Origin of the sequence: Clostridium gasigenes (assembly GCF_900104115.1) — a bacterium.
GTDB lineage: Bacteria > Bacillota > Clostridia > Clostridiales > Clostridiaceae > Clostridium > Clostridium gasigenes.
Map to the genome: position 1 here is coordinate 76,134 of NZ_FNJM01000006.1, position 12,997 is coordinate 89,130.

Here is a 12,997-nt window from a genome sequence, read left to right on the forward strand (position 1 = left end):
ATTGTTCGTGAATTTTAATTCTAAGGAAATTTTATTATATACAGTATATCATGTCAACTACTTTATCCCAAATTATTAATAATAAAGAAGGAATCATGATTTAAGGAAGCCGTTATTTATTTCCTATATGAATGCTGTTTAGGGCATTATCAATTATCTCTTTAGGATATCCCAGAAAATCTAATAACTTTAAAGCATTACCAGAATGACAAATACCTTCTTTAAGCTTAAAGTCAAAAGTTAAGCCTTGAGTTTTATCTACATCTTCACAGAAATAATAACATAAATAATTATTATTGCAGGTTTCTGCAAGTTCTAAATCGTGGGTAGCAACTATTGCTAAAGCATTTCTATCCATTATATATCTAAGAATTTCTTTAGATGAAGCAATTCTCTCAAGTGGATTAGTTCCTTTGAATATTTCATCAATAATACAAAATGAAGGTATTTCTTCCTCAATGGAATTTAATATTCTAAGTAAGGAATTACATTCTCCAAGATAATAACTTTTACCTTGAGTAACATCATCTGCAATACTTAAGGAAGATAATATTCTAAAGAATGAGCCTGTATATTCACTGCAAAGTGATGTATATATAGTTTGAGATAGTAATATATTCGTACCGATAGTTCTCATAAAGGTAGATTTACCAGACATATTAGAACCTGTTAAAACAATACCTCGTTTATTAAGTTCAATACTATTTGGAACACCATCCAATATTAATGGATGAAGAGCATCATTAAGTTTTAGATATTTATCTCTATCAATAAAATTTGGATAAGTATAATCATCAAGACGTTCTCTATAAGAAGCTATAGATATATAAGCATCAATTTTACCTACTAATGAATAGATTTTTATTAAAGCTTCACGATTATCTTTAATAGTGTCAACAAGTGAATAGTAGCATCTGATTTTAGCAAGTAATATTATTTTTATATATTCTAATACAGCATCTGCAGCATCATTATCTGCAACAAAAAATGTTTTTTTATCTATATTTTTAACAGGTTCTAGTAAAGTTTTTAATTCTGATAATTCATCAGATAACTCTTCACACTTAATTTTGGATAGTTTTTTAGCTGAGGATATTAAGGTTCCTAAATAGCCAATAGATGTAACTTCATCTTCTATTTCTGTTGAGGACTTATTGTGTATAAATTGGTACACTAAAAATAATGGAAGAATAAAGAGTAATCCTTTAATACCTATAAATACAATAGATACTAATGATATAAGACCTATAGAACCTAAGATGTTAAAGGTTAATTTAGCAGATTTAGAAACAACTTTCTTGGTGTTAAATAAATTAAATATATCACCTTTATATTGTTTACCAATTCCAGTAACAATAACCTGAAGTTCACTTCTAATGTCGTTATTACTACTTAAAAACTCTAATATATTATTTCTGGATATTAACTCTTCTTTATTTAATTTAGGAGTTCTAAGAATATAATATAACATTTGTTCGCCAGGGCTAGAAGTACATATATTTATAGAGTCAAATATATCATCTATATTTAAATCACTAGCTGTTTGATCATCTATATTTGAAAAGTTTTTCTCTTTAAGAAATTCTGGACCATATTCTTTATAAAGTTTATCGACTTTATTTAAATCAACAGTATTATCATAGGTATAAGGCCAACGTGACTTCAAATAATCCATATCAGAAAATAGTTTGAATTTAGAATAAGATTTGAAAGCAATAATAATTAAGGCTACTAAAATAACTATTCCTACTTGCAGAAATATAGCACTATACAGTGTATATAACTTGTAAGATATATAGATATCAAAAGCACATAAAAGTGAAATCAGATATGTAAGTAGTTTATAAAATAGTTTATTATGTTTGTTCATAAGGACCTCCTAAAATATTATGAAAATTATTTAGATAAATATAGCATTAATAACTATAAAAGTAAATGAATAACCTGTTAAATGAGTTAGGAATATCCTTTTATAGGTGGCTTTTTTAGTTGTTTATAAAGTATATTTAATCACTACAATAGTAATTTATATGGATTTATATTAAATAAAGGTATAAAATAATATTAGAATTAAAGAAAATGGAGTGATATGGTTTGGATAAGAAAAATATGCCTATTGGTTTTTTTGATTCGGGAGTTGGCGGCCTTAGTGTTATGAAGAGAGCTATAGAAATAATGCCAAGTGAGGATTATATATATTTTGGAGATTCGAAAAATGCACCTTATGGAGTTAAATCTGTAAAAGAAGTTAGGGATTTAACCTTTAATGCTGTAGAGTTTCTACTTAGCAAGGGGGTAAAGGGGATTGCAGTAGCTTGCAATACGGCTACAAGTGCAGCCGTTGCTGAGTTAAGAGTAGTTTATCCAATGCTTCCATTAGTAGGTATAGAGCCTGCGTTAAAACCTGCAGTAGAACTTAATAAATGTGGGAGTATACTAATAATGGCTACGCCTATGACATTAAGAGAGAAAAAGTTTAGTGCATTAATGGAGACTTATAGAGAAAAAGCCAAAATAGTTCCTGTTCCTTGTGAAGGCCTTGTAGAATTTATAGAGCGAGGGATATTAGAAGGTAAAGATTTAGAAGAATATTTATTTAATAAAATAAATACATATAATGAAGAAAAAATAGGGGTAATAGTTTTAGGTTGCACACATTATCCTTTTATAAAGAGGGCATTAAGTAAAGTAGTGGGAGACAGTGTAGAAATAGTAGATGGAGCTCTTGGAACTGTAAAGGAATTAAGAAGGAGATTACTAGAAAAAAATCTTTTAACAGATAGAGAAAATGGTGGGAAGATAGAGATATATAATTCTGGTGAAAAGGAAGAGTTTATACACTTGAGTAGAAAATTAATAGACATTAAATAGAACTAGGTATTAAGAGGTGGTTATCCATCTCTTTTTTTGTTACTAATAATACAAAAATAAAGTAAAGAAAACTTTGTTAAATCATTGACAAAAAAATAGGAAATAGTATAATATATATTAGATAGAATTTTCAGACAATTGAAAAAAAGGGTTTGGAGGAGTATATATGGATATAAAAGTTAGAAATATTTTAGGGGAAAATATTTCCATAGAAGATGCAATTTTATTAAGAGAAATAGTAAGAACTAACATTAATACAGGTGTTACAATTGATTTTGAAGGCTTTGAAAAAATTTCTTCGGTTTTCTTAAATTGTTTATTAAGTGATTTAATTAATAAATTTGGAAGAGAATATATTTTTAAACAAGTTAATGTTAAAAATTTATCGAATTATACAGATTTTTCAAGAGTTGTACTGGGAACAACATTTCAGTAAGGTGCTTGAAAAAAAAAGACTAGTTATTTTTTGACTCTTTAAAGCATAGTTAATACTATGCTTTTTTTAGTCTATACGATATAATTACCCTTAGATATAAAATTATTAAGGCATTTGAAAAAATAAAAAGTCAATGTGAGGTGTATATTTTTGAGTATGTCTTAATAAATATGATAATAATAACTAATAGATGCAAGGCATATTAAAATAAAGATATTATTAGTTATTTTAATGTGCTTATAATGAAAGGAGATTTTATATTATGACAAATCCAATAGTAACATTTGAACTTGAAAATGGAGGGGTAATAAAAGCAGAATTATACCCGGAGGTTGCTCCAAATACAGTAAACAACTTTATAGATTTAATAAACAAAGGATTTTATGACGGAATAATATTTCATAGAGTAATTCCAGGCTTTATGATTCAAGGTGGATGCCCAGAAGGAACAGGAATGGGTGGCCCTGGATATGGAATTAAAGGTGAGTTCTCAAGAAACGGTTTTAAAAATGATTTGAAACATACTAAAGGAGTCTTATCAATGGCTAGAACTAACGTGCCAGATTCAGCAGGTAGCCAATTTTTCTTAATGGTAGCAGATTCTCCACATCTAGATGCACAATATGCAGGTTTTGGTAAAGTTATAGAAGGAATAGATGCTGTTGATAAAATAGTTAGTACTAAAACAGATCGTAATGATAAACCATACGAAGATCAAAAAATTATGAAAGTAACAGTAGATACTTTTGGTATCACATATAGTGCACCAAAAACTCACGCTGAATAAGTTATATTTGGGAGTGAAGTAAATGCTTGATAATAATAAGTGTATATTAGCTTATAATTTTCCGGAATTTGAATTGAATATTTTAAAAAATGGGAATATAAAAGTAATTGAAGTTTCTTCTGAAATGATTGAAATGACAATTGAAGATATACTAGGTGGATTAAGATTTAAAAAATTTAATCCAAGTCCCATTAAAGAAAAGACGATTTTATTTAATAACTTTACAGATGATGAATTACAACCACATATTAAAGTGATAAGGCAAAAAATTAAGGGTGGATTGCTAGCTGTAGTAACACCTACAACAATTGATTGGAAGTTTAGTTATTTAGTAGAGCATTTAATAGAAGAAAGAGAATGGTTTTTAAACCAGCAGAAGGGAAGAAGTTAAATTGAGTAGAGTTGGGGAAAAAATTAAAGAAGCAAGGCTTAAAATTGGAATGACACAAAAGGCTTTAGGTAAGAAGCTTGGAGTTGCAGACAAATATATAAATGATGTGGAGTTAGGTAGAAAAGTTGCTCTAGAATCATTTATTGATAAAGCAGCTAAAATACTTAAAACTGATTTAAATGATATTAGTATGGTTGTTACAGATGAAGCTGTGATTGAAGAAAGAGCAGCTTTTAATGAAACAAAAAATTCAAATAGTAAAAAGAAGATAGAAACAAACGAGGTTTGGAATGAAGCATTTGCATCAGTTTTAAAAAATGTTCCTATATATGATTATACTTTAAAGAAAGATAAGGGATTTAAAGAATTACCTATACATTCTAATAAGGTAGAAGGATATCCATTGGATAAAGTTTTTTACTTGGAAGTTCAAGATGATGAAATGACAGGTTTTAGAATGTTAAAAGGTGATTTGGTTTTTTCTCATTTAGTTAAAGAAGTCACTAATAATGGAATATTTTTAGTTGATTATAAAGACCAAATAAAAATAAGACAAATAAAAAATTTAGGCAATTCAAAAATTTTACTTGTAAGTAATGGTGGAGGTTTAATGACTGAAACTATGGAAGCAAGAGAAATTCAAGTAATTGCAAAGCTAGAAAGAATAGAGATAAAGATTTAAAAAACGCCCAAAGGCTTTTATTGTTACCTAGAGTGACAATAAAAGTTAATGGGTGTTTTTTTTTATGTAAAAATATAAAACAAATAAACAGTTAGTATCATATAGTAATAGTAAAAACATCAGGAGGTGCAATTATAGAAACGAATAGTAGCGATAGTATATTAAATGAAAATAATCAATCGGCAGAAAATTTTTCGAAGGCGTTATTAAGTAAATTAAATATTATCGGTAAAACTGATCAAGTCATAGAAGTTGTGATTATTTCTGGTGAGAGTGCTATTACAATGGGCCAATTTGTGAATAGCTTAGGTGGAACATATGAGTATTTAGGCTATGGGTTTGGAGTAGTTAATATAGCTGTTGATAAATTAGGCGAGTTAGCTAAAAATACAAGTATTCAATATATAGAGATTCCTAAACAGTTATATACTACTGATAGTTTAAGTAATAGAGCAGCTTGTGTGCAGCCAGCTAGAGAGACTTTTGGCGTTGAAGGGGAAGGTGTATTAGTTGGATTTATAGATTCGGGAATAGATTATACGCATCCTGCATTTATAAATGAAGATGGAACTACAAGAGTTGAATATATTTATGATTTAAGTGAAGGTGGAAATATATATAATAAGGCAAAGATAAATGAAGCGTTAAAATCGCCAGATCCATTTTCAATAGTTACTTCATATGATAAAACTGGACATGGGACTCATGTAGCTGGGATTGCTTGTGCTGGAGGAAAAATAAATCCAAATTATTATGGAGTAGCACCAAAAAGCTCAATAATAATGGTGAAAAGTACAAGAGGAGACTTTGCACTTAGTACAAGTATAATGAGGGGTTTAAAATTTTTAGTAGATAAAGGTAAGGAATTAAAAATGCCTTTAGCAGTTAATATAAGCCTAAGCACCAATGATGGAGCACATAATGGAACAAGTTTATTAGAGCAATATATATCAACAATTGCTACCGTGGAAAGAATAACCATATGTATAGCAGCTGGAAATGAAGGTTCAGCATCACATCATGTTGGAGGAGAGCTTAAAGGTGAAAATAGAATAGCTTTAAATATAGCTGGTGATGAAAAAAATGTAGTAATTAATTTATATAAGGATGTATTACAAGATATATCAATACAAATAATTAATCCTACAGGAGCTACAAGCGGTTATATTGAAGTTAAAGAAGGATATGTAAATGGAAGTGTTGGCCTAGATAGATATAGACTTCTAGATACTGGCCCTAAGCCTTTTGATATGGTAGGGGAAATAGTATTATCATTAATTACAAATAATCAATATATATCAGCAGGACAATGGCAGATTTTAATAAGAGTAAATAATAACTATACGGGAATGTTTGATATGTGGTTACCCATATTAGAAGGATTAAACATAGAAACAAAATTTTCTCAACCAACTGTAACAAATACTTTAGGAATCCCAGCAACTGTAAGAAATATAATTGCTGTAGGAAGTTATAATTATATAAATAATAATATATCACCTTTTAGTGGACGTGGTAGACCAACTGTTTTTTGTCCAATAAGACCAGATTTAGTTGCGCCAGGAGAAAATATAATATCGGTTGTACCAAATAGAGGGTTTGATACAAAAACAGGAACATCTATGGCGACACCACATGTTGTAGGGATAGCAGCATTACTTATGGAGTGGGGGCTTGCTAAAAATAATGATCCATTTCTTTTTGGAGAAAGATTAAAATTTTATTTAGTAAGAGGGGCAAACAGAAATAGAACAGATGTTATATATCCAAATGTAAGTTGGGGATATGGTGAAGTTTGTGCATATAACGCTTTTCAAATAGTATCACAGGTAATAAATTCGTTAAAATATTCAAGGAGTGAAAAAATAGTAGACTCTATAAAAACTTATAATGAGTATAATATTGGAAGTTTATTTATAAGGAAGCCAATTTAGGCGTAACAAATTTAAAGTTAAAATCATATGGTTAATATAAGGAGTAATAATAAAGAGGAGTAATCTATGGCAGAAAAAGGAAGGCTAAGAATCCAGTGTTTTAAGGGTGATACTTATATACCTGTTGAGGGAACTAAAATAATTGTAACATCAGAGGGAGTTACTACCGAGGTACAATTAACAACAGATTCAATGGGCGAATCAGAAACTATTGAATTAGAGACACCGCCAATTGAGTATTCACAAAGTCCGGTAGGAAAAGTACCGTATAGTGTACACAATATACGGGTAGAAAGAGATGGCTTTCAAACACTTGTGATAAATGGGTGTCAGGTATTTCCAGAGCAAGTTGCATTACAAGCATGTAATTTGACAGAGGGTGTAAATAGGATGACGAGGGCAGATGTGATAAACATCCAATCTAATGTATTAAACGGTGAGTTTCCAGCAAAAATTCCCGAAAACAGCGATAAACCGTTGCCCCTGCCAACAGGCGGAGTAGTGCTGCCACAGCCGGTAGTACCTGAATATATAATAGTTCACAATGGCGGACCAAATGATACAACCGCAGGTAATTTTACAGTTCCTTATAAGGATTATATAAAGAATGTTGCTTCATGTGAAATATACGCAACCTGGTCAGATAGCACTATTAGATCTAATGTGTACGCAATAATATCCTTTACTTTAAATAGAATATATACTGAGTGGTATAGAGGAAAAGGTAAAAATTTTGATATAACAAATTCGACAGCTTATGATCATGCATTTGATTATGGAAGAAATATATTTGACAGTATAAATGTAGTTGTTGATGACATATTCTCAACATACATTAAGAGATTTGGTAGGAAGCAACCACTTTTAACTCAGTATTGTGATGGGAAGAATGTTTCGTGTCCAGGCTGGATGACACAATGGGGAAGTAAATACCTTGGAGATCAAGGAAAAACACCTTATGAAATATTAACTAGTTTTTATGGTAATGATATTGAATTAGTAACAGCAACAAAAGTTAGTGGATCACCTAAGTCTTACCCTGGATATAGCTTAACATTAGGATCCACAGGTCTGGAAGTTCGGACGGTGCAAGAGTATTTGAATAGAATATCAATAAATTATCCATTGATACCAAAATCGGCAGTAGATGGAATTTATGGACAAAGAACGCGAGAAGCAACAACTGTGTTCCAAGGCGTGTTTAATATGCCTAAAACTGGAATTGTAGATTTTGCAACTTGGTATAGAATATCTGATGTATATGTTGGAGTTACAAGAATAGCAGAATTAAGATCATCTATTGGTGAACAAAAAATATTTATACCTCCAAAATCATTTGTTAATGCTCGTGATAATAATATTCCAAGATTTAAATATAGACAATAGTCCTAAAACAAAACAAGTTTAGTAGCTAAATTTAAAAATAATTAAGGAACAAGAGTTAAATTATGTATTTAATTTAACTCTTGTTATAAAAACTAACATTATATTAGTAAATATGCTAAAATATATTTAAATGGAATATATTACACAAGAGGAGGACTATAAATGAAAGGAACGGTAGTATCTACATGGGTGAAAACCTGTAGAAGTTTATATGGAAAAGAAGTTGTAGAAAAATGCATGAAATCAAGTGGATGGGAGTCAAATCGAGTATTTACGCCTCTAGAGGATGTAAATGATAAAGAAATATTTGGATTTATAGATAAGATTGCACAATCTGTTGGTAAAAGTTCAAAAGAGTTATGGGGGATTATTGGCGAAAATAATTTGAGAGTATTCTATGAGGATTATCCATTATTTTTTAAGAAAGTAACATTATTTAAATTTTTAAAGGCGTTAAATGATGTACATGCTATTGTAGTTAAGAGAATTAGAGGTGCCAAACCACCTAAGTTAGTATTAGAGCCAATATCAGAAAAAGTAGCATATTTTACATATGTATCAGAAAGAGGATTATTCGAATACTTTCTCGGGCTACTAAGTGGAAGCGCTAAACATTTCAATGAAGTAATAAAAGTGGAAGAAATAAGTAGAGAAAATAATACTTTAAAAGTTAAAATTGAATTTGAAAATTCAATAAAACAAGATAAGAAATTTAGAGTTAATAAAATACTTTCCATATTTGGTATTTCAGATTTAGGAATAAAAGCAGCAATACCGGTTTGTATAGGTTCATTAATAGTTGGAATTCCTTTAGCTGGAGTTGTTAATGGAAGTATAATTTCAATAGTAGCAACATTAATAGCTATGGTTACAGTGAAAGGATTATTAAAACCATTAGAAGAGATAAAGAAGGAAATAATAAATATAAATGAAGACGAAAATATAAATGATAATATACTAACTAATGATGTATTATCTGAAATACACTTAAGAGTATTAGAAAGAAAGGAAGCCATAAGATGTGAATCAGAGGAATTAAAACTTTCAGCAAATGAGCTCGTTGTGTTTATAGAATCTATGTATGACATTACTAAAGAAATGAAGTCTACTACTGTAGAGGTGGGATCATTCTCGTCGCAAGTAGAAAAATTAGCAATAGAACAAGATCAAAGTACTGAAAAGCTAATATTCCAAATTAATGAGAATATAATGGCTTTATATGCTTTAATAGAGTCAGAGAATAAAAATAAAGGTCAGCTTGATATAGCTATCGAAAAAATTAATGAAAGTTATACTAAGGTAGATAAAACAAGTAATAATATAAAAGGATCTTTAAGAGAATTTAATATTGTTAAAGATAATAGTGCAAGCCTGCAAAATAAAGTTAAAGATATTACTCAAATTGTGTCATTAGTTTCAGGAATTGCAAAACAAACAAATCTTTTAGCATTAAATGCATCTATTGAAGCTGCAAGAGCTGGAGACCAAGGAAAAGGATTTTCTATAGTTGCAGACGAAGTGAAAAAGCTTGCAGAGGAATCTGAAAAAGCAGTAAAAGATATAAATGGTAATTTATTAATGTTTATTAGAGAAATAGATGATTTAGCAATAAACATACAAAATCAATATAATGTTCTTGAAAAAGAAACTAATAACTTAGAGAATGTTAGAAAAATTAGTTATGAAGCTAATAATTTAATACAAGTAGTAGCAGAAGAAACTAATGGTAATATAGATCAATTAAACAAAGAAGCTAGTTCTGTTGAAGAAATGTTTAGAAGTATAGATTCATTAGCGGTAATAGCTGTAGAAAATGCAAATACATCTAAAAAAGTAGGAAAAGATATTGATGGGTTCAATAGAGATATAGAATCTATGATTAAAACTCTTGAAAAAATAGGAATTATAGGACAAGGGTTAACTATGTAAGTAATTATACAAAGGATATGATTCAAAGTACACTAGCATAGTGACTTGCTATTTATTTGAACATAAATAAGGCATCTGAAAAAATACACTAGTATATTAACTAGTTATTTTTAGGATGCCTAATTTTTTTATTAGTTTGGAAGAGACTTAAGATCCTTCCTATGTTTAAAATAGAAATATACACATTGACATATAAATACAAGGCTTAATAGTCCAAATATTGGATAAAGGGAAGTTATTAGTTTGGAAAAACCTATTTGAGAAACTGGCAGAGCTATAGCTAAAACTATAAAAATACCTTTTTTAAATTTAATATTAAAAGTTTGTTCTAGAGTTTTACTTATTGAGTAAACGTCAGATATTTCTGTTGAGAACATTTCTAGCCAAATAACTACTAATAAGAGAGCTTGTATTACATGACCAAATCTTTGAGCTACAAATAAAAGAGGTATTTCGTAGTTAAAAATATAAGGCTGATTTATTAGTAGCATAAGATTAATCATAAAGCTAAGGAAAGCAAGCCCAATTGCGCCTAAAGCTATTCCATAAAACATAGTTTTGGGTTTTCTAATTTGGTTGCTCATAGGAACCAGAACACCTAGGCAGCAGAGTGTATTATACCCAGCATAAAGAATAGTAGATACGCCAAGTCCTTTTTTCTTAGGTTCAAATTGAGAAATAAAATCTAATGAAAGCATATCTTTGCAAAATACAAAATAAAGAATAGTAATAGTTGTAATAGTAAGAAGTAATGTAGGAACTATAAATGAGTTAACTTCAATAAGACCTTCAGTTCCTCTAAGTAAAAAGAAAATAGCTATTGATATCATAATTAGAGAACCAGCTATTTTGGGAATTCCAAAGAATTGATGAATTAGTGCTCCACTACCCGCAAGAATAATAGATGCACTAGAAATCAAATATAGGGTAGTAATTACTCCGGTAATTTTTCCTAAAATATTAGGACTTATTACTTTTATAACGTCACTATAGGAATCCAGTTTGTATAGGATACTAATTTTGGAAATTATGGTGCCCATAGCAATATAAAAAATTCCGCATATAAGAATTCCCACAAAGCTTAAGGGTCCATAAGCTGTAAAAAATTCTGTGATTTCTTGTCCAGAAGCAAGACCAGCACCAACTATAGTACCGATAAATACAGCTGCGACTTGAAAAATTTTATTAAGTTCTTTTTTCAAATGTTTCGCCTCCAATTCATTTCTATTAACAAATATATAGCTTATAACTATTTTTTATTCTTTAATTCTGAATAAGGTAAAGAATAAGAGGGAAAATAAGAATATAGAGATTGTGAAAGTAGGAGGAATACGAATTGAAAGGTAAAAAGTTTTTAATAAATATCTTACTAATATTATTAAATGTTTTAATGTTTACTGGATGTAAAAATATTAATAATAAAAAACCAGAAGTTAATATATTTAAGCCTACAACAGCTATGGATATTGCAAAAAGTTACTTAGAAAATATAAGTAAAGGTGAATTAACTAAGGCAAATGATCTGTGTGTTAAAGAATTATTAAATGAAAACAAGGTTATAAGCACAGGTACTTCAAAAATAGTTGCATATAACGTAGACAATTTAATTGAAGCTACTAACTCTGTTTATGTTGTATTTAATGTACTTAGAAGTTCAAATACACAGCCAAAATGTGATTTAGATAGCTTTGCAATTAAAGTTGATAAGCTTGAAGATGATTATAAAATAACTGAGGTTAAGGCAGTTAATAAGAAGCAGGTTTTCGTTAAGAATAATGGATTAAGAATAACAGAAGATGGAGCTGGAGACAGTCAATTAATTGTAAGCCTTAATAATATGCCTAAAGATGTTTATCCAAGAGAAAATAAAGTTATGTTATATAAAGAAATAGTACCATTAGATGAATTTGGAACAATATCATTAAGTTATACAGGGCAAAAAATAGCAATGTCTACAGTTTCAAAAGAAAATATTTTTATTGCAATTGGATATTTAGATGAAGGTAAAGTAGTTCAAGGTAGCATAGCGGGTCAGAGTTCAAATGAAGCGGGATCAAGTCAAGAGTTGCAAGAGCTATTAGATAAACCTATTGTAAAAAAAGTGGTTCCAGTAGATTTATTAAAAGATGTAAAGATTCAAAATTTCATTTTTTCACAAGAAGAAGATGATTTAATAGTTGAATACATAGAAAAATCAGGATCAAAAAGAATTAAAATATATAAAACTGAGGATGGAACAATTGCTAACACAAAAATAGATACAATGTTTTCAGCTGAAAAATATAATGTGGTTTTAGATGGGTTGGATAAAAAGGCTATTTATATAAATGTTTCAGCAATAGAAGGAAAAGATGGTATAAATAAAGAACTTTTAGGGACCTATAAGTTAGATTTAGAAAAGTTAGAAATGACTAAAAAATAAAAAAAACTTAACTTATTTTAATAATATAGTAAAATAGAAGTACGCCTAAAAATAAAGGTGTACTTTTTTGATTATAAGAGACTTAATATAAGGCACCATAAAATAAATAACCGACCAGTATCCTTGATTTTTTCAAACTATACTATGTCAGTAAAGTCA

The 12,997-nt window shown here is 29.2% G+C and carries 11 protein-coding genes; 9 read left to right on the plus strand and 2 right to left on the minus strand.

The genetic code is table 11. The features are described 5' to 3' along the window. Window positions 1–112: 112 nt before the first annotated feature. Window positions 113–1,870 carry a MutS-related protein gene (locus tag BLS77_RS11495; protein WP_089969744.1) on the minus strand — a complete coding sequence of 586 codons (1,758 nt, stop codon included), beginning with the start codon at window positions 1,868–1,870 and terminating at the stop codon, window positions 113–115. 224 nt (window positions 1,871–2,094) lie between these two features. Here BLS77_RS11495 and murI point away from each other — a divergent pair, with 224 nt between their 5' ends. From murI to BLS77_RS11535, 8 genes are all read left to right on the plus strand, one after another. Further along, window positions 2,095–2,871: a glutamate racemase gene (gene murI / locus BLS77_RS11500; RefSeq protein WP_089969747.1), complete on the plus strand. Its 777-nt coding sequence runs from the start codon at window positions 2,095–2,097 to the stop codon at window positions 2,869–2,871. A 166-nt stretch (window positions 2,872–3,037) separates the two neighbouring features. Continuing rightward, the gene (locus BLS77_RS11505; protein ID WP_089969751.1) at window positions 3,038–3,307 is read left to right on the plus strand and encodes an STAS-like domain-containing protein; all 270 of its coding nucleotides are present in this window, start codon (window positions 3,038–3,040) and stop codon (window positions 3,305–3,307) included. A gap of 262 nt (window positions 3,308–3,569) precedes the next feature. Continuing rightward, complete coding sequence (locus tag BLS77_RS11510; protein ID WP_089969754.1) at window positions 3,570–4,094, plus strand: peptidylprolyl isomerase; 525 nt, start codon at window positions 3,570–3,572, stop codon at window positions 4,092–4,094. Between the two features lie 22 nt (window positions 4,095–4,116). Further along, window positions 4,117–4,485 carry a DUF3783 domain-containing protein gene (locus tag BLS77_RS11515; protein ID WP_089969758.1) on the plus strand — a complete coding sequence of 123 codons (369 nt, stop codon included), beginning with the start codon at window positions 4,117–4,119 and terminating at the stop codon, window positions 4,483–4,485. 1 nt (window position 4,486) lies between these two features. Then, the gene (locus BLS77_RS11520) at window positions 4,487–5,167 is read left to right on the plus strand and encodes a helix-turn-helix domain-containing protein (RefSeq protein WP_089969762.1); all 681 of its coding nucleotides are present in this window, start codon (window positions 4,487–4,489) and stop codon (window positions 5,165–5,167) included. A gap of 158 nt (window positions 5,168–5,325) precedes the next feature. Next, a complete protein-coding gene (locus BLS77_RS11525) occupies window positions 5,326–7,101 on the plus strand; it encodes a S8 family peptidase (RefSeq protein ID WP_423231034.1) in 1,776 nt (591 codons plus the stop codon). A 66-nt stretch (window positions 7,102–7,167) separates the two neighbouring features. Beyond that, window positions 7,168–8,487 carry a peptidoglycan-binding domain-containing protein gene (locus tag BLS77_RS11530; protein WP_089969768.1) on the plus strand — a complete coding sequence of 440 codons (1,320 nt, stop codon included), beginning with the start codon at window positions 7,168–7,170 and terminating at the stop codon, window positions 8,485–8,487. Window positions 8,488–8,649: 162 nt separating this feature from the next. Further along, complete coding sequence (locus BLS77_RS11535; protein WP_089969771.1) at window positions 8,650–10,416, plus strand: heme NO-binding domain-containing protein; 1,767 nt, start codon at window positions 8,650–8,652, stop codon at window positions 10,414–10,416. Window positions 10,417–10,547: 131 nt separating this feature from the next. Here BLS77_RS11535 and BLS77_RS11540 read toward each other — a convergent pair whose 3' ends face one another. Next, window positions 10,548–11,618, minus strand: a complete 1,071-nt coding sequence (locus tag BLS77_RS11540; protein ID WP_089969774.1) for a YkvI family membrane protein — start codon at window positions 11,616–11,618, stop codon at window positions 10,548–10,550. Between the two features lie 134 nt (window positions 11,619–11,752). On the opposite strand from BLS77_RS11540, the gene BLS77_RS11545 reads away from it, so the two are divergent. Further along, entirely contained in the window at window positions 11,753–12,838 is a 1,086-nt protein-coding gene (locus tag BLS77_RS11545; protein WP_089969778.1) for a hypothetical protein, read from the plus strand. The last annotated feature ends 159 nt before the right edge of the window (window positions 12,839–12,997 follow it).